Here is a 24,962-nt window from a genome sequence, read left to right on the forward strand (position 1 = left end):
AATCTATATAATTTCTATATAGGGTTTACATAACATAAATATAGTCAAATTGAATTTTTACTTCATTCTCCGTGCATAGCTGTTAAAAGCCTTTAAATGCGCCTGATTAGTCCAAATTAAAAAGCCGGTAGCTTTGCATTTTCACAAAGTACAGGCTTTTTATTGTTATGTTATCGTTTAATTTTTGAGCGCAATCGATTTAACACATCAAACACGAAATATTTTACTTTATGGATCGGTTTATAGAAGTCACCAACCAGCTCTTCAATTTGCACTCCGAATCCTCGTTTAAAGCGATACACACCATAGTCCTCGCTATTTTCAGTGAAATCGCCTGAGACACCGTAAAAATTATAACGCTCATAACCATGGTCAAAACAATAATTAATCATAAACCAATGCATGGCGTATGGTCCCATAAAGTGGCTGTATTTCTCACTTGAACCACCTGAGAAGTAATTAATTTCGTATGCATTCGCAAAATAAACGCCTGCTGCTAAGTTTAAAACAGAACCATCCGTTTTGCGTAATTCACTCGCTTTTAACATCTCTTGTTGATCATGGTCGATTTGTTTATCTAATTCTGCAATTTTCTTAATTTGTTTATCTGATTTATTTTCATTGGCCATCATTTGGTCACGGCGCGTTTCTTTGTCGTTTAAACTTTCTTGCAACGACGTAATATATTCATCTAGATCAATGTAAGCCAATGGTACAAGCGCTTTATGGCCGTATGTGTTAATAAAGTTTTTGAAATAGTCGTCCGTTTTAGAGACAAATCCTGCACGTTCTTCAGTTTCACGGTATAATTCTAAAAATTGATCAAATTCATCCGCTTCAAGAAACCTTACTTTCACACCAAAATTAGTTGCTTTATTAATATTACGTTTACGCTGACTATCAAATTGCTTTTTCAACGTTTGTGGTGTGTGATCTTTTAAATCCAACACACCCATCCATCTCACTTGGCTAGACGTATCATATGATGTTGTAAAACCATGATGACGGTAACCATGTGATTTGAATAGTTGTACAAGTTTATCGTTAGGCATCTTGTCACCAATAGGATGAATATCTTTATCATACACTTGATAAATCCAATATGGGTCCATTTTTACGTATAAGCATTTATTTCTATTTAAATATTGATCTAATTCCTTTAAATAAAAATCTGCTAACCCTAAATCACTATAATCCATAACCGGACCACGGTTTGAATAATAAACATAACTTCCTGCTGTTGGAATTTTGGAAAATAAGCTCGCTGCTAAAACTTGGTTGTTGTCATCTTTCACACCTAACAGCACCACTTGAAAATCATCTGCTTCACGTGTTGCAATATTTTCTTTCACCTGAAAATAATGACTTTCTAATGCAGGATTTTGAACAAATTGGTCGTATTCTTCAACTGTTAATTCTGTAAATTTCATACCAATAAATCCCCTTCTCTTCACTCATCTTATCTTTTAATCTTCTTTTTAAGCTGTTTTAATGTCGTATAAATCTTATAGACCGGTTTTTGAACGGGCTTAATAAAATCACCTACGTATTCAATGACATCTGCGTTATAGCCTTTTTTGAACTTGACCACTCCAGCATCTTCCGCATCTTCAGTAAAGTGACCACTAATACCGTAAAAGTTGTAGCGTGGAATGTCGTGTTCAATCGCGTAATTAATCATTTCCCATTGAACAGCATAGCTTCCTGCAAAGTGGCGGAATTCATTTGCTGTTCCACCCGCATAATACACCACTTCAAACGGATTAATAATAAAGAAGCCGGCTGATATTGGTAATGTGTCACCATGTTTCGCTTGTAATTGTTCCGCTTCTTGAATTTTAGCTTGGTTCGCTTCTAATTGTTGCATTAAATTTTTCTTTTTATTCAATGCTTTTTGGTTGTCTGGGCGTTTCTCAAGTTCTTTTTCAGTTTTAGCAATTTGTTTGTGGAAATCTTGCTCTTCAGATTTCAGCTCTGGTATATACGTTGTAAAATCAATGTAAGCTAATGGGACGAGAACACGGTCTTTATAATGTTTAAGTCGGTGATAATAAAAGTCATCTTCACGGTCAACAAAGTCTTTTGTTTCCGATGTATCTTCCATAAACGAGCGTAAAATATGTAACTCATTCTCATCCAAAAAGCGCACTTTCACACCATTTTTCTGCACTTTTTTCGTATTTCGCTTTCTCAAACTATCCATATTGTTCAGTATATCTTTAGCCGTTTTACCTTCAACATCTAGTACAGAATGGAAACGAATTTGTCTTACTGTGTCAAATCCCGTTGTAAAGCCTTCGTGTTCAAACCCGAGTTGCGCCATTTTGTCAAAGAACCAATCATTTTGGAATCGTTCAATCACTTCACCATCATGATTACGTTTTAACATTGGCAAGTACGGGTCGACTCTTACATATAATGCATTGTATTTTTTTACATATTTCGTCAGTTCATTAAAAAAGAAATGAACGAGTTCTTGGTTCTCATAATCCATCACAGGTCCGCGATTCGTATAAAAATATTTGAACACTTTCATGACTGGTACCGCAGTTAATAAACAAGCAGCTAATACTTGGTTTTGATTATCTTTAATACCGACGAGATGTGTTTCGACACCTTCTGCCACTTTAAGCTCGTAGTTCCCTACCATTTGCGTAAAATGGCTGTATGGCATACTATCCGTGAACGCACCGAATTCTGCCGTTGTTAAATTTGTAAACTTCATTTTTAATACTCCTATTTCTCTTTATATCTTTTAGCGATATTACATATTCTGATATACCCTTATTTCACTATCTTTAAAAGATATACAATCTTTTTTCATTTCCCTCATATACACCCTTATAGTCTTTCTACATTTTAACTTATTGTATCAGAATTCGCCAACAAGACGTGGTGCGACTACACTAATTTTGAAAAACAGTAGGCTTCTAATAATGCTTGCGCTGCTTTAATAGAATCTAAATGCGTGCGTTCCATTGCATGAGATGACTCGATGCCTGCACCGAAAAGGCCGTGTTTGACATCTGCTCCTGCTTTTAGCGCCGCTGAAGCATCTGAGGCATAAAATGGATAAATGTCGACTTTATAAGGGATGTTGTGTTCTTGACATAATGATACGAGGTGATGACGTAACTGTTTATGATAAGGTCCTGAAGCATCTTGTGCACAAATCGATACCGTATATTCATCAGAAGCTTGACCATCTCCTAGCGCCCCCATATCAAATGCAATAAACTCAACTATTTTGGGGTCAATACTTGAATTTGCGCCATATCCAATTTCTTCATTATTTGAAATATAAAATTGAATCGTGTGTGGTAACTGGTCTTTGCGATGACGGTACTGTTTTAAAAATTCCATAATGATTGCGACACTCACTTTATCATCTAAATGACGTGATTTAATAAACCCTGAAGCTGTCACTTCTGTTCGCGGATCAAAGCTGACAAAATCGCCTACTTCTATACCGAGTGCTCGTGTTTCAGCTGCTGACGTTACTTTCTCATCAATACGGACTTCGATATGATCTTGATTCCGTGGAATTTCATGGTTATTCGCATAAACGTGTGGCGATGTCTCGTGTAGCAGTATTGTGCCTCGATACGTCTGACCTGTTGCTGTTTCGATCGTACAATATTCGCCTTCAATCGCGTTATAACGAAAACCGCCAATTAACGCTAAACGGAGTCGGCCGTCTTCTAAAATTTCTTTGACCATCGCCCCTAGTGTATCCACATGCGCCGTAATACACTTTTTCTGTGTATCATCGTCGCCTTTCACTTCAATTAATAACCCACCCTTTCTCGTCAACTGTGTTTCATAACCATAAGATGCCACTGTTTGCTGTACATACGATATCGCACGGTCCGCATTACCTGATGGGCTATGAATCGCTGTCAAGGCAGCTAATGTTTCAATCACTGGTTCATTCATTACAACGTCCTCCCTTATATCTTTGTTTCTATTGTACCGATGATTCTATAAAATCTCACGTATTCGTATAAGTACTATTGCAATTAAACGCGTTAAAATGTTAAACTATGGCATATTTATAAAAAATAGAGGCGGTGTTTTAGCATGACCCACGTATTTTTTGTTGGTTTAGGCTTAATAGGAGGAAGTTTAGCAAGTAACATTAAATATTTTCATCCAGACATCACGATTTCCGCCTATGATGCACATCACGAACAATTAGAACGTGCCTTATCCATTGGCATTATCGATCAAGCGTCTTCAAACTATGAAACGACCTTGCAAGAAGCAGATATCGTGATCTTTGCAACACCTGTACAAACAACAGTGCAATATTTGAATCAACTTCCACAATTGAAAACGAAACCTGGTTTAATTGTGACGGATACAGGCAGTACAAAATCTACTATCCAAGCATTCGAAAAAGACTTACTCTCAGCAGATATTCATCTCGTCGGTGGTCATCCCATGGCAGGAAGTCATAAATCCGGGGTACTTAATGCGAAAAAACATCTCTTTGAAAATGCCTACTACATCCTCGTTCATCAGTTAACAGAAAATCAAGAAGCCGCACAACAAATTGAACAATTACTTGCACCGACACACGCGCGTTTCATTCATTTAACCGCTGATGAACACGATCAAATCACAGGTGTGGTCAGTCATGTTCCGCATCTCATTGCTTCGAGTTTGGTTCATTTGAATGCCTTTTATGCAGAAGACGTACCTTTAATTCAAGATTTAGCTGCAGGTGGATTTAGAGATATTACACGTGTTGCAAGCAGTAGTCCTGAAATGTGGCGCGACATTTCGATTGAAAATAAAGCACATATCGTTTCATCTTTAAAACAGCTGCAACAACAGCTTACCGAAACCGTGGACATGCTTGAACAAGGTCACGAAGAAGCGTTATATCAATTTTTCGACCAAGCGAAAACATATCGTGATGGGTTACCTATTCGGGGTAAAGGCGCGATGCAAAGTACGTACGACCTTTACGTCGATATTCCTGATAAACCGGGGATGATTTCAAAAGTGACAGAAATACTGAGTACACATCAAATTTCTATACGTAACTTGCGTATTTTAGAAGTGCGTGAAGATATTTACGGTGCTTTACGTATCAGTTTTAAAAAAGCTGAAGATCGTGACGCAGCAATAATCGCACTTTCTGATTTTGATACGTATTTAAGTTAATTTTTCATATTTAATCATTGTATAAGCAATAGAAAGTTAAAAATTTTGAGCGCTATTCACTTTCATTGATTTTACAGCTTCATATTTTTGATTTTTGCTTACATCGTAGGAAGGGGCTGGGAAACTCAATTGTGTCCCGCCCTCATCTTAGTATGTTCGCGCTCGTGCTATGCCAATGTCAAAGCCTGTCTTACATTTGATGACCTGCCATTAATCCTAAACGACCATATTTCGTACCTGCATCAGTGAGAGAAATAGCTCTCGATACGATACCTCTCCCATATTTTGCTTGTAACCCATCGATTGTTTTCGCTAACTTCTCTTGGCGCAATCGTTGAAATTCATCGGTAAACAAATCTAAATTCCGTTCATTTTCATCCATCAATTGTGTAAGTGATACACTGAGCGTCCGATACAACGCGCCTTGGTCACAATGCATATCAGCTAAGCGCTTCACCTCTCGATAGATATCTTGATCTAAATTCGTCCCAGTGTGTAACGTATACTGTTTCGACACACGACCACCTTCTTTATAACCCATAGAAAAATGAATCGTCCGTGCAATTTGCTGACGCGCTCTCAAACGTTGCGCCACGTCTTCAATCAACTCTTGCATGACCACATGTGCTTCACGGTACGTATAATCACGCAATAAAATTTGACTTTTACATATCGACGGATTAATGATTTGATACGCCTCATTCATACGACTTTGATCTATCCCGTGCGCATGCAGGTGCCAATCCACACCTAAAATTCCGAAATCCCGCTTCAAATATTCATATGGATATTGTGCCAACTGTCCAATTTTAAATATCCCTCGCTGATTTAATTTCTTCTCTGTCTTTTTAGCAATACCCCAAAATGAACTCAGCGGTGTAATTTCCCATACTTTGTCAGGCACATCTTGATAACGCCATTCCGCAATATAATCTGTTCGCTTTTTCGCCTCATGATCGAGCGCTAACTTACTGAGCAACATATTCGAGCCAATTCCTATCGCACAATGCACTTTCGTCTCATCATAGATTTCTTTAATCAAACGTTCACAAAATGTCTGTAGCGTCGTATTGAAGCGATAGTAACTCTTCGTGACATCCATAAAAAACTCATCAATACTGTACTGATGTAAATCTTCAGGCGGCACATAGCGAAGTGCAATTTCAGAAATTTTAAGTGACACCTCTAAATAACGTCGCATACTCGGATTAATAATATAAATGTCATTATGATGTGGAATTTCAAACAAACGTGAACCTGTCTGAATTCCCATCGCTTTTAGAGGAGGTGTCGCCGCCAACACGACAGAACCTTGCCTTTTTGTATCTGCAACGACTGCAAGCTTGGTAGTCAGCGGATCGAGCCCTTTCTCAATACAAGACACACTCGCAAAAAAACTTTTTTGATCAACACATAAAATGTCCCTATCTTCTAATAAATGATAATCATACATCACATCTCACCCTTACTTATCAACCTGATATTCTCATTATACACGAACACTTGTTCTATAATCAAGACAAAAAGAATGTATGTTCTGTTTTTAAACAACACGCTACAATGGTACATCGCGCACTAAAAAAGGTAGATACGCCAATATATGACCGTACCTACCATAAATTCATTTCATTAACGACGATATGGAATCACCGCTTCAGTTTCCTCATCAACACCATAATCAATATAGACATGTGTATTGAGATAAACGTGACTTTTATTTGATTTGAAGTTCAATGTATCTGGATGAAAATGAAACGGAATTTCTTTTTCTTCACCGACATCAATTGTAAAAGCTTCGTCTATCTCAAAACGATTCAATTCATGTGAAATCAATGAAAAATCACTTGTTTCATCATCATTTTCATATTTTTCTATCATTGTTAACACAATATGATTCACTTTTTGATCACTTTGACCTGCTTTTAAATGGATTGTTCCGGCAATCGCATCAGAAACATCAAACGCTTGCTGTTCTAATCGAATAAAGACTTTCATACCATTGATGCCTAGAGATGTTAATACGTTGTCAAAACCCATAAAATCCCTCCATATTTCATTTCTTTACTCTTATGATACCGGCTAACGATTCTATCGCGCAACTCTGAACAAAAATGGTATAATGAAGACAAAGTATGAGGAGGTTAGAACGATGCCAATAGTAACAGTTCAATTATTAGAGGGGCGCAGTGACGAACAATTAAGAAACTTGGTTAAAGAAGTGACAGATGCCGTGGAAAGTACAACTAACGCTGATCGCAATGCCATTTCTGTAGTCATTCAAGAAATGAAAAAAGAACATTACGGTGTCGCTGGCGTACGTAAATCAGATCAATAAAATAAAAGTAAGTATAAAACGAGCCTGAGCTAAACACTCAGACTCGTTTTTTATGTTTTAATCTTCCAAAAATGCTTTAATTCTCTTTTTATTTTCAGCTTTATCAATACCTAAAGCTGATCCCCCATCATTCGTCGTAATATTTTCATAGCTGCCTTTTACGGGTACACTGAGCGTTTTAATGTCTTTGTCTCCTCGCACGATAAAGCTGAATCCCGTTTGATAAATTGCTGAATCCGGCATATCGGTACTCACATAACCACGCATAATCCCTGCAAGCTTCGGTGCTTTGAAAATAGATGAAGGTTGAACCAATTGTTGCTTTAATGCCGCCATAACTTGTTGCTGTCTTCTTACTCGCCCAAAATCTCCTTCTGGGTCATTACGGAAACGTGCATAACCAAGTAACTCTTTACCATTTAAACGATGATTCCCTTTTTTTAAAGATACACCAATTTTTTCAGACATATCTTTTTCCACATTAATTGGCACACCTTTTGGGGCAAGTTCATCAATCATAGCTTCAAAGCCTTTAAAATCTAGAGTGGCGTAATATTCTGGATCAATGCCTAAATTCGACTTTAACGTTTGGCGCAATAGCTCAGGGCCACCTAATGAGTATGCCGCATTAATTTTATAACTATTGTATCCAGGAATATCAGCATAAATATCACGCATGACAGAAATGATCTTCATATCTTTCTTAATATAGTCGTATTGTGCGACCATAATAGAGTCTGTACGTGATACACCACCATCTTCACGGTCAGCACCTAAGATGAGTACAGTTGCTTTACCATCATTTTTAGATACGCCATTAAATTTGTGGATCTTTGAAGCTTGATGCTTGTCCTTAGCCACTTCAAGTCCATTTTTGTAACTTGAAAAAGCGTACACGACAAAAATAAGAATAATAAGAATAATAAGAATCAACGCCAATATAACAAATGGCAATTTTCGTATCTTTCTCTTTTTTCGACGTTTCAATGTTTTCTCAGAAGAGTTTGAGCTGCTACGATTCAAATTGTTTTCTTTCATCTTATCAACCTTATATCTTCAAAATTGTGTAATTATGTATTATAATTAATACACACTAACGTTATATAAATTTATTTTAAAAATCAAGTAAAAACATTAAAAATGGTACCAAGGTCTCACAAAGGGAAGGATGTTTAGATGAATATCAACACAGCATATTTCGCAGGCGGTTGTTTTTGGTGTATGACACAACCCTTCGATCAAAATGAAGGGATTGAAAAGGTGAAGTCCGGTTATATGGGCGGACACGTCGATCACCCCACATATGAACAAGTGAAATCAGGCGATACAGGACACTATGAAACTGTAAAAATTGAATATGACGTCGCACTTTTTTCTTACCAAAAACTGTTAGAAATTTTCTTCTCAGTCATTGACCCGACAGATGACGGTGGACAATTCCAAGACCGAGGTTCACAATACCGTACTGCAATTTTTTATACTAATGATGATCAACGTCAAGTGGCTGAATCTTATATTGCTTCATTAGAAGGCACGTTAAATCACGACAAAGCGATTGCAACAAAAGTGTTACCCGCTTCAGCATTTTATGAAGCAGAAGCATACCACCAAGACTTTTATAAAAAACAACCTGAACGTTTTGCACAAGAAAAAGCAGAACGTGAAGCATACGCTAAAGAACACGGCATTCAATAGAATTATCACAAACTGACTGGAAGCTTATCAAAGTTTCCAGTCTTTTTATCAACTTTGATACATCCTATTAAAGCATATCTTGACCTTCAATTTAAGAAGCGGAAAAGATGCCTTTCATGTTATCCACTTTCACTTCCTCTGCGTTACCATTCCCTGCTAAAGTCCAACGAAGGTGACATCCAATATTGTTAAATATGCCTTTCCCCCGTGATGCTTTTACTTATTTTAATCAATTCATTTTTATCATATAACTTTATACGCTCACTTTCAATATCACGCGCATCATGCTTAAAAAGATTTTCATCCAATCAAACGACCCGATCATTGCTATCCCTAAACCCCTGGCTTATGAGAAAAGGGACCCGAACACTTAATGTCCAAGCCCCTCAATGAAATCTATTTATATTTTTTTCGAATGACACGTGTCACTTTCAGCAAGCTTTCCCATGCACTTTGTCCTCGATGATAAATGAGAAAACGTGATTCCCATTCCGGATTGAATTTACTTTTATATTGACGTAAGCCTTGGAAGCTATACAAACCATTAAAATGTTCATAAAAACGACCCGCAAATTTTTCTCTTAAATGGCCATATGGCACTTGACCGACATTCGACAAGGTTGCCATTCCCATATTAAAATGTTCATACCCTTCTGCTTGTGCCCACAAAATCATATGCAAATATAAGGCATCCATAAACGGTAATCCTAAAGACTTATCCCAACGAATTAAGTCAACAGAAATCGTTGTCGAACCTTCAACCGGCATCAATGTACAAAACGCATCGATATGACCATCTTCATTTCTTAACACAGCGACTGGTGCCGCATTGACATAAGACGGCGTAAAACGACCCACAGAGAAATAAAATTCTTGCTGCTTCCCTAACCACTCACGGCTAATCTCATGCAAGCGTTCGTATGTCGCTTCATCTAATGGGGTGTCGAGAATTTCAAATTGATAACCTAACGACTCCAATTTATTCAATGTCGCACGGAAACCACGACGTTTCTTTCCTGCAACAGTAAAGTCAGCCACTGGAATGAGCGCTTCTTCTCCCAATTTAAAGAACTGATTACCAAAGTCATGATATAACGTCAAATAATCTTTCGAAACTTGATAAAATATGACGTCGCCACCTAAATACGTTGCATATTCATAAAACTCGGTCAACAATGAATAAAAATCTGACTTTTCGCCGACTGGATCACCAAGCACAATAAATGAACTACGATCGTGACGATACATGATAAATGCCGTTTTTTGTTCGTTCACAAACACAAGCTTGTCATCACTATATAGCAAATGACTGAGGAGATGTCCGCCATGTTGTTTTAAAATAGCACTTGCGATTTCTCGATCATGTAACTCTCTAGGACGACGATAATTCCATTCAAAGATATAGATAAGTACAACAACTAGAATCGTCATACCGATAATAGATAACCAAAATGTCGAACGTAACAAGAAGAAGTCCACTTTAGGCGGTAAAACATCGAGCGCCAATAAAAATTCACGAACGAGCATTTGGTTGAAGTACAGTAAAATGACACTAATAACGACCATGGCCAACATACTTTTCATTCGTACAGGTCGTTTCAATACGCGTGACTTGCGGTAAGCAAAAATCAATGCGGCTAATATGAGCACGATGATCACCACTAACAATGACAAACCGTAAACGTAGAAGTTAGACAGCAACAAAATCACCATAGCAACAATCGCAAATAAAATCGCGCGTTTACTTCGTGCCACAATACCACGTAAATTCAGTAATAAAATCAAGCTCGCACTGACGTTAAAGATGTACAACAACGTAAACAATAAATGATGTTTCTTGTTGGCTGCATCAAATATAATTGAAAAATTGTTGAGCAGTAAAATCAAGCTCATCATAAAGACTAATATACTTAAAGCAATAGATGGCACTAATCCGACTAAATCTTTTTGGAAGGACTTTAAGAAGCCAGATAATTCTTTAGCAGGCAAAAAGTATTTCGATTCAAGTACATATTTACGTGCTACTGTTCCAAATTCGAATACCGTTAACACGAGTGCGATGAGTAGCGGGAAGAAATAATAAGCAAAACGATAAAGTAATAACCCTAAAACGACTTTTTCTTCTGCTACACCGAGTTGTTGTAACCCGAGTAAGACGATGAGGTCAAACGCCCCGAAGCCCCCAGGAATAAACGATAACAGCCCTGAAATCGCTGCAACGATGAAGATGCTTAACACAATTGGAAAAGACACATTCACCCCTACAAGCGTAAAAGCACAGTACAGTACGATACTCGCAAGCAACCATTCCATACTCGATATAATCGTAAATACAGAACCTAACCAACGTGCTGAACGATCAACCGGTGATACCCATGAAACAATAATAAAAACAGGTAATAAAAATGCAACAATATAAAGAAAAACAGTAAACCATACTGATGTGCGATTTAAAAAGCTAACATCTAGCACGTGCGTCACAATCAGTAACGATAAAAAGCTCAGACCTGTTAACATCGAAGTCAACATGTACGAAATAAATTTCACGAGTTTTTTACGTTCAGTCGTAAAACTCCCGTAAAACCACATTCTGACGCTCGCTCCAATAAAACCGCCAAAACCGATAATATTGTTAAATGAATTAATAATATAACCGACACGTAATGCTTTAAACTTTGATAAGGATAACTTGAAGCGTGCCGTTAAAATGACATCATAGAGTGATAATAAAATCACAGAACTGCCCCCAAGTAAAAAGAGGCTAAACGTTTCCATTCGACTAATTTGATTAAATAAAAGGAAAACACGTTTAAAATCAATATGCGCTAATTCACGTCCTAATACGATAGAAATCGTTACAATCAAAAATAGAATAAACGCGACTTTAAAGTATTTTAATAAATGCTGTTTTGTCATGATTAGGGGTCCTTTCTGTAGTGTAATAACTGTGCATACCAATAAAAAGAGATTGAGCTTCACAAAACCGCCCAATCTCGTTATGCTACACTCATTTAATCGTTACGACTATATTCTTCTTTAGGCATCTCATAAGGACCTGCATCATCCGCATAATATTTATTATAACGACGCTTGAATAGAAGGAAGATATGCGAAACGAGTACTTTTAAAATCGCATAGCTCGGAATTCCCAAAATCACACCGACAATGCCCAGTAAATTTCCGGCACATAAAAGGACAAAGATAATCGTTAAAGGATGAATTTTAAGTGTTTTACCCATAATATTAGGTGAAATAAAATGCCCTTCAATAAACTGCACTGCTGTCCATACAATAATGAGTTTAATCAACATAAACGGTGATGTAATAATCGAAATAATAATTGCTGGGGAAATCGCAATCGTAGGTCCTAAATACGGCACCACACTCGTTACTGCTGCGATACTTGCTAAAATTAAAGCATAGTCTAAACCGATAATTGAATAACCGATAAAGAGTAAAATACCGATACAAAATGAGACAATGATTTGACCTTGAATGTATGAGCCCACTTGTTCACTCATTTTATCTAACAAATCATGCACATCTTTACGGAATTTTGGCGGTACAATTTTATTTGAAAACTCTTTAAAACGGTGGCCATCTTTTAACATGAAGAATAACACGAACGGCACCGTAATAATAACGACTGTAATATTCACAACTGCTTCAGCGAAAACACGAATTTTAGAACTCAAGCCATCTGCAAAAGTCGGAATCTTCTCCTGCAAGCCTGTCACAGCCTTCTCAATTTGTGAATAGTAATCCGATAAAAATGGGATATGCATCATGTTATTGGCAAATGATGTCACTTTGTTTAAATAATTCGGGAAGTTATCCATCAAGCGCTCAAATTGAAATGATACAATCGGAATCAGCAAATTCACTGCAATCGTAATGATACCAATGATTCCTAAAAATAAAATCGTAATGCCCCAAATACGGTTAATATTATACCGTTCCATCAAATTGATTACAGGATTGAATAAGTAATACAGGATGAGCGCAATGATAATAGGCGCTGCAATCGTATTAAAAATGATGATAAACGGCTGGAAAATATATGAAACGCGATCAAAAATAAAGATCACAATTCCAAATAAAATAAAAACGAGTAACGCAAAAATGAGATCTTTGCCTCCGAAAAATTTCATGAAGCGGCTTTCTCGGATATCAATGTTTTTGGAAAGTCCATTTTCCTTATGTTGCTTTTCAGACATATCATTCACCAAGCCTTTTAGAAATTACTTATAGTTTATCGTTTTTTACATAAGATTGAAACTTAAAACCTATTATACCAAAGTATTTTTATAGATGAGCATTTTAATAACATTTCCTATTCATTTCAGTCGGTTCACCGTTCAAAACATCGGACTTTTTTCGAATTTTCATCATCTAGACCCCCAATAGAAGATGCGGTAAATTCGAAATGATACGCATAAAGAAGAAAAAGACTAGGATCATATCGTCCTAGTCTTTCTTGTAGTTTACAATTAAACTTCAAATAATTTTTCACCGTGTTTGACTTCAGTAGCCTCTGTATATTTCAACGCTGTCACATCTGATTGCGTCACAATGATTGGCGTAATATCACTTTTCGCTGATGCACGAATGATGTCTAAATCTACAGTCATTAAATGGTCGCCTGCTTTAACTGTTTGACCTTCTTCAACGTGCACCGTAAAACCTTCACCGTTTAATTTCACAGTATCCAAGCCGACATGGATCAATAATTCTAAACCATTGTCAGACACTAATCCAAATGCGTGTTTCGTTGGGAAAATCAATTGAATTTTACCGTCAAATGGTGCGTAAACTTCGCCGCTTGTTGGACGAATAGCAATCCCTTCACCCATCATTTTTTCGCTAAATACTTGGTCAGGTACTTCAGATAATGGCACGACTTCACCGTCCATAGGTGCAACAACTTGTCCTGTTTTCGTAACAGAAGTTGTGTCGGCAGCCTCATCGACCACGACTGCTTCATCCTTATCACTATCTAAATCTACAGGATGTTGTACAGCTTGACCTGACATAATTTGTTGCATTTCGTGTTTGATTTGGTCTGATTTCGGTCCAAAAATTGCTTGCATGTTGTTGCCGACTTCTAACACACCCGAAGCCCCTAAATCTTTCAAACGTGCGACATCGACTTTGGATTTATCATTCACTTCTACACGTAATCTTGTAATACATGCATCTAAATGTTTAATGTTGTCTTTGTCACCCATCGCTTGTAATACGGCATAAGGCAACTCACTCGCAGATGTCTTAGGCGCTTCTGTCTGTTTATCTTCACGACCTGGCGTTTTGTAATTCATTTTCGTAATTAAGAAACGGAAGATCGTGTAGTAAATGACTGCGTACACAAGGCCGACTGGGATAACGAGCCACCATTGTGTTTTGTTTGGTAAGATACCGAGTAATAAAAAGTCGATAAATCCACCAGAGAATGTATAACCTAAGTGTAAATCAAGTAAGTATAAAATTAAGAAACTTAAACCGTCTAATACAGCATGAATAAAGAATAATAATGGTGCTACAAATAAAAATGAAAATTCTAATGGTTCTGTAATACCTGTTAAGAATGATGTTAATGCTGCTGAACCCATCAAACCTGCAACCACTTTTTTATGTTCAGGTTTTGCAGTGTGATAAATTGCTAATGCTGCAGCTGGTAAACCGAACATCATGACTGGGAATTCACCTTGCATGAATTTACCCGCTGTTAAATTTGTACCTTCACGAATTTGTTCGATAAAGATACGTTGGTCACCACGGATAATTTCACCCGCCATATTTGTATATGAACCGAATTCAAACCAGAATGGCGCATGGAAAATATGGTGTAAACCGAATGGAATTAATAAACGCTTAATAAAACCAAATAAAAAGACTGCTAAACCTGTGTTGGAATCTAATAATCCTTCACTGAATGCGTTTAAACCATTTTGAATGAATGGCCAAATGAGCGCCATTGGGAATGCAAGTAAAAATGACGTCGTCGCCATCACAATCGGTACGAAACGTTTCCCTGCAAAGAAGCCAAGGTATGATGGTAAAGAAATGTTATAAAACTTGTTATAACACCATGCCGCTAATGCACCAATAATAATACCGCCGAACACCCCTGTTTGTAGTGTCGGGATACCTAAGACACTCGCATAACCTTTTGCTGCATCACTGACATTTTCAGGTGTCACACCTAAAAACTGCCCCATTGTTTTGTTCATAATAATAAAACCAACGAAAGCCGCAATTGCCGCAACCCCGTCACCGCCAGCTAAACCGATTGCAACACCCATTGCAAAAATAATCGGTAAGTTTTCAAATATGATACTGCCGGCTGCTGCCATCATATCTGCGACGTTTTGTACCCCATCCGCTTGAATGAATGGTAAGTACGATTGCAATTGTTCCCCTTGTAATGCTGCACCAAATGCAAGTAACAAACCGGCAGCAGGTAAAATCGCAACAGGTAACATTAATGCCTTACCGATACGTTGCAATTGTCCAAATAGTTTTTTCCTCACTGTAAGCCCTCCTATTTTGTTGATACAACACAAAAAGGCATGAGTAAAAAGCTGTGAACGTTTGGTCCACAAATTTAAACTCATGCCTAATCTCACTTAGTAACACGTTCTATGATTGATTTTGAGATGCGAGTGAGAGTTGCTGGATGTGCATCGTTAAATATGCAACTTCAGCTTCATCCACACTGACATCGATTTGTAATTGTATCATTTTAACTATTTTAACAGCTACATTATAGCACAACGGATATTGCGTCTTCAATAGGTTTTCAAAACTCAATTCAATTGTCGCACGCTCGCCCTTTTTTAAACGTTGTAACAGAAAATGAATATGTCTCACAAAACGTTGATACTGAATGGATGCGACTGGGATTTGAATCTCCATATCATGTTCAATCATTCGAATTGCATTGTTAATCAACTTTGGTACATTTTGCATTTCACTCAAATCGATATCATCTGTTTGAGACGCAATATGCAAAGCAATAAAACCGACTTCATCTTCTGGAAAATCTGTATTCAATTGTAAATTAATACGCGCGACGACTTTTTTAGCAATTTTATATGCTTCTGGATAACTGTATTTTGTTTCACTTAAAAACGGATTTTTAATTAATTGGCCCTTTTCCAAGCGTTTCAATGCAAAAATTAAGTGATCGGTTAAAGAGACGATAAACGATTCTTCATGATGCAATTCAAAATGCGTCATAATCATCTGTACAGAATCAATGACGGCACGCAAAACACGTTCATCGGTATGCTCGACTAACATTTTATAATGATCTTGTTCATTTTTATTTTCCAACTTAAACACTTTTTCAATCGTATCAGCATCATTGATTTTCATCTTCGGCTTTTTGTTAAATCCAAGACCTTTACCAATGATAACGACTTCTGATTGTTGGTATTCGCATATGAGCACGTTGTTGTTGAGGACTTTTTTTATCGTATATTGATTCACTTTTGTCACCTCTTCAAAGTACAAATCAAATCATATAACGAAACGACAAGAATTGAAAGGACTAATTTTCAAAATTGAGATTTGTACGACACTTTTTATTAATAAATATCAATGATGCTTCACCCCATCATCATAGTGGAAAATACCAAAAAAATAAAGGGCCGAAGACATTGCTGCCTCAGCCCTTTCAAATTAATCTTCTTTTTTAGTTTTATGAATGGCGTTACCCCAAGATTCAATACCAAATAAATTAATTTCTAATTCTTCTGGTTTGAATATTGGACGTTTGCCTGCTTTACGTTGGCGTTGATAATCTCGCATCACCGCTAGAGCAATATTGGACAAGCCGATAATCGCGATAATGTTAACGATAGCCATTAATCCCATGAATACGTCGGCAGTACTCCAAACAGTTTCTGTTTTTACAACTGCACCAACAAACACAAGGATCACAACGAGACAACGGAAAATAAATAATACGATTTTATTTGTAGACAAAAATTCAATGTTAGATTGTCCATAGTAATAGTTACCTACTACAGATGAAAACGCGAATAATGCAACCGCAATCGTCAAGAAGATACCGCCTGCACTACCTAAATGTTCATTCAACGCAGATTGTGTAACAGCAACACCTTGCGATTCACCTTCACCAAATTTCAAACCTGAATATAATAAAATCATAATCGCTGTCGCAGTACAAACTAAGATCGTATCAAAGAATACACCTAATGATTGAATTAAACCTTGCTTAACTGGGTGGGATACTGCGGCAGTTGCAGCTGCGTTCGGTGCAGAACCCATCCCTGCTTCGTTTGAGAAAAGACCACGCTTCACACCTTGTAACACAGCAAAACCAACTGCGCCACCTGTTGCTTGATCAAGACCAAAAGCACTTTTAATGATTGTAGAAATCATAGGGATAATTTGGTCGATATGCATCAGCAAAATCACTAATACCATTAAAATATAAATGATTGCCATCACAGGAACGATAACAGATGATAATGTTGCAATACTGCGCACACCACCAAAAATAACGACCGCTGTAATCACTGCTAAAATGATACCAGTTACAACTGGACTTACGTTATATTGTGTATTTAATGACTCAGCAATTGTGTTAGATTGTACTGTGTTAAAGACAAATGCGAATGTCACAGTAATCAATATTGCAAATAACACACCTAACCAACGTTGATTCAATCCTTTAGTAATATAATATGCTGGACCCCCACGGAATCCACCTTCCTCGTCAGGCACTTTATATACTTGTGCAAGTGTTGCTTCGATAAATGCACTCGCAGCACCAATAATGGCAATGATCCACATCCAAAAAACAGCACCTGGGCCACCAAGCACAATTGCAGTCGCAACACCCGCAATGTTTCCTGTCCCTACACGTGAACCTGCACTAATCGCAAAAGCTTGGAAAGATGAAATCCCCTTCTTACCACTTTCTAAGGTTTCCGATTTGTCGGTTAATGCACGAAACATCTCAGGAAGCCATCTAATTTGGACAAACTTTGAACTAATCGAGAAAAACAAACCAGCAGTCAGTAACAACCCGATTAAGTATTGTGACCAAATCAAATCGTTTCCTACTTGAATAAATGTTTTAAACCAATCCGGAATTAAACTATCAAAATCTCTCACTCGAACCCCTCTTTACTCTTCAGTTTAAATGTCAGTGTCATTTTAAAATAACTAGTCTCATTTTATCATCATTGTGCAAAAGTGACTATCTCTTTTTTGTACTAGTCCACAAATAAGTCTTCAATTTCACCAAATGTATTGGTATCTACGACAAAACTTCCATTTGTGTACTGTTCTGACAAGTGAATGTCTTTAATCAATCCTGTTACCTCATCTTGTTGAGATACAAGTCGATATTGTGACTGCTCAGGGTGACAAACACGTGCTGCAACGACACGATGGGGTTGTTTTTTCAATTCTTTTAACAACGTAATTCCTCGTTGTGCACGTTTCGCTTGTTGTAACACTTTGAAGCCAATTCGTTTTAATGCACCGCGTTGTGTCGCAATTAAAATCGTATCTTGGGGTTGAATGTGATCCGCCAAAACGACATGGTCTTCATCTTTCAAGTTAATCGCTTTTATTCCTGCCGCACGCAATCCAGTATCTGGTAGTTCTGACATCGGATAAGTCAGCGACATGCCTCGGTGTGTTAATAATGTGATGCATTGTGATGCCGCATTAGCAGGCACATACATCACTGAGATGAGTGCATCGCCTTCTTTCACTTTCATCGCGACAAGTGGCTTCGATGTTCTCGTTGATTTAAAGCCAGACAATAAACTTTTCTTAATCATCCCTTGTCGTGTTGCTGTAATTATCGCATGCTCATCATTAAAATCAGACACTGTGTAACAATTTACCACACGTTCATCTTCTTCAATTGGCACGATTTGAGATACATGTTGGCCTAAATCTTTCCATTTCACATCAGGCAATTTATGCACAGGAATGAGAAGGTATCGACCTTTGTTGGTAAAGACCATCACGTAATCTTGCGTATTCGTTTCAATGATTTTCAATACACCGTCACGTTCTTTTAAGCCGATTTCTTCTTTACCGCTAGCATTGAAACTTCTGAGCGATGTGCGTTTAATATACCCTGCTTGTGTCAAACTTAACATGACTGTTTCACTCGGTACAATCACTTCTTTATCGATCTTAATTTCAGAAATTTTCTCCTCAATGACCGACAGACGTGGTTGCTTAAACTGCTTTTTAATTTCTGATAGTTCATCTTTGATCACATTGAGTAAAGCGTCGTGATTTTCTAAAATATGTTTGAGTGCCGCAATTTTTTGTTTTAATTCATCATATTCTTCTTGTAACGCTACAATGTCAGTGTTCGTTAAACGATATAACTGCAACATAACGATTGCTTCAGCTTGTGTTTCTGTAAAGTCATAAGTTGCTACTAAATTATTTTTCGCATCTCGTTTATTTTTTGAATTTCTGATTAATACAATGACTTCATCCAAAATAGAAAGTGCTTTCATCAATCCTTCTACGATGTGCATTCGCTCTTCTGTATGTTTCAAATCAAAACTTGTACGACGTGTGACCACTTCAATTTGATGGTTCAAATAACTGCTAATAATCGGTTTAATGCCCATCAATTTCGGGCGACCTTCCGTAATCGCAACCATGTTAAAGTTGTACGCCACTTGCAAATCTGTATTTTTGTATAAGAAGTTTAAAATCGATGTCGCATTTACATCTTTTTTCAATTCAACAGCGACACGTAAACCACTACGATCCGTTTCATCACGGACCTCTACAATACCTTCTACTTTTTTATCGGCACGTAATTCATCAATCTTTTTCACAAGACTGCTTTTATTCACTTCGTATGGGATTTCTGTCACGATAATTTGACTACGTCCATTACGCAACGTTTCGATGTCAGCTTTTGCACGTACAATGACTTTCCCTTTACCTGTTTCATAAGCCTTTCTAATACCATCAATACCTTGTACAATACCACCTGTCGGAAAATCAGGCCCTTTAATGTATTGCATGAGCTGTTTTACTGTCAAATCAGGATTGTCGATATATTTCAATGTCGCCGTAATCACTTCAGCTAAGTTGTGTGGTGGAATATCAGTTGCATAACCCGCTGAAATCCCTGTTGAACCGTTCACCAATAAATTCGGAAAACGTGCCGGCAATACCATAGGCTCCATTTCAGTATCGTCATAGTTCGGTACAAAATCGACAGTATCTTTATGAATATCACGTAAAAGCTGTTCAGATAACTGACTTAATTTCGCTTCAGTGTAACGCATCGCAGCAGGAGGATCATTATCGATACTCCCGTTATTCCCATGCATTTCAACGAGCACATGACGCAATTTCCAGTCTTGACTCAAACGGACCATCGCATCATACACCGAACTATCGCCATGTGGATGGAGCTGCCCAATAACGTCCCCTACTGTTTTGGCACTTTTACGAAAATGTTTATCGTACGTATTACCATTCGAATACATAGAATAAAGAATCCGACGCTGTACGGGTTTCAATCCATCGCGTACATCCGGCAAAGCACGCTCTTGAATGATGTATTTACTGTAGCGACCAAAACGATCACCAATCACGTCAACTAAAGGTAAATTTTGGATGATTTCAGCCATTATGCGTCCTCCTCTACGATATCCTCATCTGATAAAATTTGGATTTCGTCATTTTCTAAAATACTTAAATCTTCTTGCATACCAAATTGAACATGGCGCTCAATCCACTCTCGTCTCGGTGCAACTTTGTCACCCATCAATGTTGAAACACGTTGAGATGAGCGAACTTCATCATCGATTTGGACACGAATCAATGTACGCGTTTCAGGATTCATCGTTGTTTCCCACAATTGGTCAGGGTTCATTTCACCTAAACCTTTATAACGTTGAAGAACGAAACCTTTGCCCATCTCACGTTGTAACTTTTCTAATTCTTCATCTGTCCAAGCGTATGCAATCTTTTTATTTTTACCTTTCCCTTTTTCTAACTTATAAAGTGGTGGTAAGGCAATGTAGACGCGTCCTGCCATTACAAGCGGTCTCATATATTTGAAGAAGAATGTCAGTAGCAACACTTGAATGTGGGCACCGTCTGTATCCGCATCGGTCATAATAATAATACGGTTGTAATTGCTGTCTTCTAAATTAAAATCATTACCCACGCCTGCACCAATCGTATGAATAATGGTATTAATCTCTTCATTTTTAAAGATGTCTTCTAAACGGGCTTTTTCAGTATTAATCACTTTACCGCGCAATGGTAAAATCGCCTGAAACTTGCGATCACGACCTAATTTAGCAGAACCACCTGCAGAGTCCCCTTCGACTAAGTAAAGTTCATTTTTTTCAGTATTTTTACTTTGTGCCGGTGTTAATTTACCTGACAATAATGTATCTTTACGCTTATTCTTTTTACCTGAACGCGCATCTTCTCTCGCTTTTCGTGCAGCTTCACGCGCTTGTTGGGCTTTGATTGCCTTTTTAACGAGCGACTTAGACAGTTGACCCTTTTCTTCTAGATAAAATGGTAACTTTTCAGCGACAATCGCATCTACAGCACTTCTCGCTTCTGGTGTACCGAGTTTAGACTTCGTTTGACCTTCGAATTGTAATAAATGTTCTGGAATACGCACCGAAATAATGGCTGTTAATCCTTCTCGAATATCATTACCTTCTAGATTTTTATCTTTTGCTTTTAAATCACCAATCCGACGTGCATATTCATTGAACACACGTGTCATTGCAGTTTTAAAGCCGACTTCATGCGTACCACCATCTTTCGTACGCACATTATTGACAAAGCTCATAATACTTTCAGAATATTGATCATTATATTGGAAAGACACGTCGACTTCGATTTCATTCGATGTCCCTTGGAAAAGCGCGACATCATGAAGGACTTCTTTTCCTTCATTGACATAACTTACAAACGCTTTAATCCCTTCTTCGTAATGATACACTTCGCTACGTTCTTTCCCTGCACGACGATCTTCTAATGTGATTTTCAAATTTTGTAATAAAAATGCAGACTCTTGAAGACGCTCGCTTAAAGTTTCAAAATTAAAACTCGTGGCTGCCTTGAAAATTTCAGGATCTGGCTTAAATGTCACGGTTGTACCTGTTCGTTTTGTTTTACCTTTTTTGATGAGTTTCGTCTGAGGCACACCCCCATGAGCGAACTGTTGTTCAAAAATTTCACCATCACGATGAATTTCTACTGTTAAGGATTCACTTAAAGCATTCACTACTGAAGCCCCTACACCGTGCAGACCACCTGATGTTTTATAACCGCCTTGACCAAACTTCCCACCAGCGTGTAATACCGTAAATATAACTTCGACTGTCGGCTTGCCCGAACGGTGCGTCCCTGTTGGCATACCACGACCATTATCCGCAACAGTAATGCTTTCATCTTCATTAATAGTTACGTTAATTTCGTTACCGTAACCATTTAAAATTTCATCTACAGAGTTATCCACGACTTCATATACTAAATGGTGCAAACCGCGTTTATCTGTAGAACCTATGTACATGCCTGGTCTTTTACGTACGGCTTCAAGTCCTTCTAAAACTTGAATCGCATCATCAGAGTAATTATTAACCTTTTTTGCAGACACTCAATTCCCCTCCTACAAACATACGTTCGTTTATCAAACTATACAATAGCTATTCTTATATAAATCTAGGTAAAATGCAAGCCTAATCTAGATAGCAGGAAAAAATAATATTATTTTTATGTACGTTTATTATTGATTAGATACTGCAATTCAAGTCAAATCATCATGCATTAATGATACATTTTTAAATTCGTTCGTCACATCAATCAATTCAACAAATTATAAAAATAACTCATTTTCTCTAAAATTATGTTAAAATAGGAGTAGGTACTAAAAGGATGTGAAGAATCATGGTGTTAATCCTACTATTCATCGTTAGCTATTTAATTGGTTCCATACCAAGTGGCTATTTAATTGGTAAGATTTTCTTCAAAAAAGATATTAGAGAATATGGAAGTGGTAATACAGGAGCCACAAATAGTTTTCGTGTACTTGGGAAGCCAGCTGGTTTTGCAGTCACATTTTTCGATATATTCAAAGGCTTTATCGTTGTATTTTTACCGGTACTCTTTAATGTAGAAATACACGGCTTACTTGTAGGGATTTTTGCAATTCTAGGGCATGTTTACCCAATTTACTTAAAATTCCGTGGTGGAAAAGCGGTTGCGACGAGTGCAGGCGTGTTGCTTGCGGTTAATCCAATTTTGTTACTCATTCTTGCCGCTATCTTTTTCATCATTTTGAAATTAACAAAATACGTTTCTTTATCAAGTATTATTGCAGCCATTTGTTGTGTCATTGGTTCATTCTTCGTGAGTGACTACATTATGCTCTTCACAAGTTTTGTTGTGGCGATATTGTTGATTTATCGACATATGAGCAATATTAAACGAATTATCAAAGGAACAGAACCGAAAATTAAATGGATGTAATCATAACGTTTTAAATTTCTGTGAAAACCCCTTACAATAAGGTTAAATTATTTTAACCTGAATATTGAAAGGGGTTTTTTACGTGAGCATTGAACTTACAGATAACGCTGTCCAATGGTTCAAAGACGAACTAGAGTTACCTGAAGCAGGAAAGGTATTACAGTTTTATGTGCGATATGGTGGCGAATTCCAACTTAAACAAGGTTTTAGCCCCGCTTTTAATGTAGAATTTGAAAGTGATATTGACGAAATTGGTTTTGAAGAAACTTTTGATGAAATTCGTATCGTAATTGCCGAAAAAGATGTTTGGTACTTTGAAGATCACAAACTGCACATTGACATTAATGATGATGAAGTGATATATCAAGCTGAAACGATCGAAGCGTAAATATGGATCCACCACTTATAAAAGGTGTCGAACAAGAAATCTAATTCTAATTGCAAGATTTCTAGTTGACACCTTTTTATATTTCAATATCTTTATGAAACAAGCTTTATCATCGCGCTGAATCAAACTGCTTTCAGAACATAAAACACGATTATTTCACTTCCAAATCCTCTCCAGCTTGATTTCGTTGGTCCACATCATGATACACGTCATACCAATTAGGAAACGCTTTATCTAAACGTACAGGTCTCCCTGCATCCTTCGTAATAATGACGTTATCTGTATATCCTGTTGTAACGACTTCTCCTTTGGCATTATAGATTTCATATTGATAACGCGAACGTAAACGTGAAAATCGCGATACCCACGTTTTAATCGTCACTTTTTCAGGATATGTCACACTTTTTTTATACTGTATATTAAGTTCTGTCACTGGTGACACAATCCCTTCTTGTTCCATTTCTGCATAGTCCAAACCTAATTTACGTATGTAATCGGTACGTGCGACTTCAAACCAAGTTGCATAATTCCCGTGGTAAATCACACCCATTTGATCCGTTTCTTGATATCGTGCTTCAATCTCTGTTAATGCATAAATCATTCTTTAACCTTCTTTCTATATTAGCGAAAAATATCATATTTGTTTATATACGGCTCTTTTCAAATCAACGTTGCCTCACATATTGAAACATTTACTTTAGCTTTATCCTTCTCTTTTACATTATCGCATATTTAAGACCATTTGATACAGTGTAGACCCCTTGTCAATGAACTATAAAAGCTGACAGTCCAATTCAGGTTACCATAATATAATTATAGTCAGTTTGAATGTTTAACACGATT

19 protein-coding genes are annotated in these 24,962 nt (G+C 37.3%); 5 read left to right on the forward strand and 14 right to left on the reverse strand.

Going from position 1 to position 24,962, the window contains the following annotated elements:
* Positions 1-170: 170 nt before the first annotated feature.
* The 3 genes from CD138_RS01655 to CD138_RS01665 all read right to left on the reverse strand — a co-directional run bounded on the left by CD138_RS01655 (position 171) and on the right by CD138_RS01665 (position 3,936).
* Positions 171-1,430, reverse strand: a complete 1,260-nt coding sequence (locus tag CD138_RS01655) for an aminoacyltransferase (RefSeq protein ID WP_019167723.1) — start codon at positions 1,428-1,430, stop codon at positions 171-173.
* Between the two features lie 29 nt (positions 1,431-1,459).
* A complete protein-coding gene (locus CD138_RS01660; protein WP_019167724.1) occupies positions 1,460-2,725 on the reverse strand; it encodes an aminoacyltransferase in 1,266 nt (421 codons plus the stop codon).
* A gap of 176 nt (positions 2,726-2,901) precedes the next feature.
* Complete coding sequence (locus CD138_RS01665) at positions 2,902-3,936, reverse strand: M42 family metallopeptidase (RefSeq protein ID WP_019167725.1); 1,035 nt, start codon at positions 3,934-3,936, stop codon at positions 2,902-2,904.
* Positions 3,937-4,080: 144 nt separating this feature from the next.
* On the opposite strand from CD138_RS01665, the gene CD138_RS01670 reads away from it, so the two are divergent.
* Positions 4,081-5,172 carry a prephenate dehydrogenase gene (locus tag CD138_RS01670; RefSeq protein WP_026066794.1) on the forward strand — a complete coding sequence of 364 codons (1,092 nt, stop codon included), beginning with the start codon at positions 4,081-4,083 and terminating at the stop codon, positions 5,170-5,172.
* Positions 5,173-5,362: 190 nt separating this feature from the next.
* On the opposite strand, the gene CD138_RS01675 is transcribed toward CD138_RS01670, so the two are convergent.
* Entirely contained in the window at positions 5,363-6,625 is a 1,263-nt protein-coding gene (locus tag CD138_RS01675) for a Y-family DNA polymerase (protein ID WP_019167726.1), read from the reverse strand.
* Between the two features lie 176 nt (positions 6,626-6,801).
* On the reverse strand, positions 6,802-7,209 hold the full coding sequence (locus tag CD138_RS01680; protein ID WP_019167727.1) for a sporulation protein: 408 nt from the start codon (positions 7,207-7,209) through the stop codon (positions 6,802-6,804).
* Between the two features lie 112 nt (positions 7,210-7,321).
* Between CD138_RS01680 and thmT the strand changes: the two genes are divergently transcribed.
* Positions 7,322-7,507: a 2-hydroxymuconate tautomerase gene (gene thmT / locus CD138_RS01685; RefSeq protein WP_019167728.1), complete on the forward strand. Its 186-nt coding sequence runs from the start codon at positions 7,322-7,324 to the stop codon at positions 7,505-7,507.
* Between the two features lie 57 nt (positions 7,508-7,564).
* Here the strand turns inward: thmT and CD138_RS01690 are convergent, their stop codons facing one another.
* Positions 7,565-8,545 carry an LCP family protein gene (locus CD138_RS01690; RefSeq protein ID WP_019167729.1) on the reverse strand — a complete coding sequence of 327 codons (981 nt, stop codon included), beginning with the start codon at positions 8,543-8,545 and terminating at the stop codon, positions 7,565-7,567.
* 138 nt (positions 8,546-8,683) lie between these two features.
* On the opposite strand from CD138_RS01690, the gene msrA reads away from it, so the two are divergent.
* On the forward strand, positions 8,684-9,202 hold the full coding sequence (gene msrA, locus CD138_RS01695; RefSeq protein WP_019167730.1) for a peptide-methionine (S)-S-oxide reductase MsrA: 519 nt from the start codon (positions 8,684-8,686) through the stop codon (positions 9,200-9,202).
* A 396-nt stretch (positions 9,203-9,598) separates the two neighbouring features.
* Here msrA and mprF read toward each other — a convergent pair whose 3' ends face one another.
* The 7 genes from mprF to parE form a co-directional block, all read right to left on the reverse strand.
* Entirely contained in the window at positions 9,599-12,118 is a 2,520-nt protein-coding gene (mprF, locus tag CD138_RS01700; RefSeq protein WP_019167731.1) for a bifunctional lysylphosphatidylglycerol flippase/synthetase MprF, read from the reverse strand.
* Between the two features lie 95 nt (positions 12,119-12,213).
* Positions 12,214-13,419, reverse strand: a complete 1,206-nt coding sequence (locus tag CD138_RS01705) for an AI-2E family transporter (protein WP_019167732.1) — start codon at positions 13,417-13,419, stop codon at positions 12,214-12,216.
* 273 nt (positions 13,420-13,692) lie between these two features.
* Entirely contained in the window at positions 13,693-15,732 is a 2,040-nt protein-coding gene (gene ptsG / locus CD138_RS01710; protein WP_019167733.1) for a glucose-specific PTS transporter subunit IIBC, read from the reverse strand.
* A gap of 109 nt (positions 15,733-15,841) precedes the next feature.
* Positions 15,842-16,693, reverse strand: a complete 852-nt coding sequence (glcT, locus tag CD138_RS01715; protein WP_019167734.1) for a glucose PTS transporter transcription antiterminator GlcT — start codon at positions 16,691-16,693, stop codon at positions 15,842-15,844.
* Between the two features lie 192 nt (positions 16,694-16,885).
* Positions 16,886-18,349, reverse strand: coding sequence for a glutamine transporter AlsT (alsT, locus tag CD138_RS01720; RefSeq protein ID WP_019167735.1), 1,464 nt, complete (start codon positions 18,347-18,349; stop codon positions 16,886-16,888).
* 101 nt (positions 18,350-18,450) lie between these two features.
* On the reverse strand, positions 18,451-20,862 hold the full coding sequence (parC, locus tag CD138_RS01725; RefSeq protein WP_019167736.1) for a DNA topoisomerase IV subunit A: 2,412 nt from the start codon (positions 20,860-20,862) through the stop codon (positions 18,451-18,453).
* Entirely contained in the window at positions 20,862-22,859 is a 1,998-nt protein-coding gene (gene parE / locus CD138_RS01730; protein WP_019167737.1) for a DNA topoisomerase IV subunit B, read from the reverse strand. Before parE ends, parC begins: the two co-directional genes overlap by 1 nt.
* A 290-nt stretch (positions 22,860-23,149) precedes the next feature.
* Between parE and plsY the strand changes: the two genes are divergently transcribed.
* Both plsY and CD138_RS01740 read left to right on the forward strand, forming a co-directional pair.
* Positions 23,150-23,731 carry a glycerol-3-phosphate 1-O-acyltransferase PlsY gene (gene plsY, locus CD138_RS01735; protein WP_019167738.1) on the forward strand — a complete coding sequence of 194 codons (582 nt, stop codon included), beginning with the start codon at positions 23,150-23,152 and terminating at the stop codon, positions 23,729-23,731.
* Positions 23,732-23,813: 82 nt separating this feature from the next.
* Entirely contained in the window at positions 23,814-24,119 is a 306-nt protein-coding gene (locus tag CD138_RS01740) for a HesB/YadR/YfhF family protein (RefSeq protein ID WP_019167739.1), read from the forward strand.
* A gap of 151 nt (positions 24,120-24,270) precedes the next feature.
* Here the strand turns inward: CD138_RS01740 and menI are convergent, their stop codons facing one another.
* The gene (menI, locus tag CD138_RS01745; RefSeq protein WP_019167740.1) at positions 24,271-24,720 is read right to left on the reverse strand and encodes a 1,4-dihydroxy-2-naphthoyl-CoA hydrolase MenI; all 450 of its coding nucleotides are present in this window, start codon (positions 24,718-24,720) and stop codon (positions 24,271-24,273) included.
* Positions 24,721-24,962 lie beyond the last annotated feature (242 nt).

Origin of the sequence: Staphylococcus intermedius NCTC 11048 (assembly GCF_002902385.1) — a bacterium.
GTDB lineage: Bacteria > Bacillota > Bacilli > Staphylococcales > Staphylococcaceae > Staphylococcus > Staphylococcus intermedius.

What these genes read in the sequence shown, in the direction of transcription:
- parC (WP_019167736.1), bottom strand. Translation starts at nt 20,862, where the DNA reads ATGGCTGAAATCATCCAAAATTTACCTTTAGTTGACGTGATTGGTGAT.
- CD138_RS01675 (WP_019167726.1), bottom strand. Translation starts at nt 6,625, where the DNA reads ATGTATGATTATCATTTATTAGAAGATAGGGACATTTTATGTGTTGAT.
- CD138_RS01665 (WP_019167725.1), bottom strand. Translation starts at nt 3,936, where the DNA reads ATGAATGAACCAGTGATTGAAACATTAGCTGCCTTGACAGCGATTCAT.
- CD138_RS01705 (WP_019167732.1), bottom strand. Translation starts at nt 13,419, where the DNA reads ATGTCTGAAAAGCAACATAAGGAAAATGGACTTTCCAAAAACATTGAT.
- CD138_RS01660 (WP_019167724.1), bottom strand. Translation starts at nt 2,725, where the DNA reads ATGAAGTTTACAAATTTAACAACGGCAGAATTCGGTGCGTTCACGGAT.
- plsY (WP_019167738.1), top strand. Translation starts at nt 23,150, where the DNA reads ATGGTGTTAATCCTACTATTCATCGTTAGCTATTTAATTGGTTCCATA.
- CD138_RS01655 (WP_019167723.1), bottom strand. Translation starts at nt 1,430, where the DNA reads ATGAAATTTACAGAATTAACAGTTGAAGAATACGACCAATTTGTTCAA.
- CD138_RS01680 (WP_019167727.1), bottom strand. Translation starts at nt 7,209, where the DNA reads ATGGGTTTTGACAACGTATTAACATCTCTAGGCATCAATGGTATGAAA.
- CD138_RS01690 (WP_019167729.1), bottom strand. Translation starts at nt 8,545, where the DNA reads ATGAAAGAAAACAATTTGAATCGTAGCAGCTCAAACTCTTCTGAGAAA.
- CD138_RS01670 (WP_026066794.1), top strand. Translation starts at nt 4,081, where the DNA reads ATGACCCACGTATTTTTTGTTGGTTTAGGCTTAATAGGAGGAAGTTTA.
- menI (WP_019167740.1), bottom strand. Translation starts at nt 24,720, where the DNA reads ATGATTTATGCATTAACAGAGATTGAAGCACGATATCAAGAAACGGAT.
- msrA (WP_019167730.1), top strand. Translation starts at nt 8,684, where the DNA reads ATGAATATCAACACAGCATATTTCGCAGGCGGTTGTTTTTGGTGTATG.
- mprF (WP_019167731.1), bottom strand. Translation starts at nt 12,118, where the DNA reads ATGACAAAACAGCATTTATTAAAATACTTTAAAGTCGCGTTTATTCTA.
- thmT (WP_019167728.1), top strand. Translation starts at nt 7,322, where the DNA reads ATGCCAATAGTAACAGTTCAATTATTAGAGGGGCGCAGTGACGAACAA.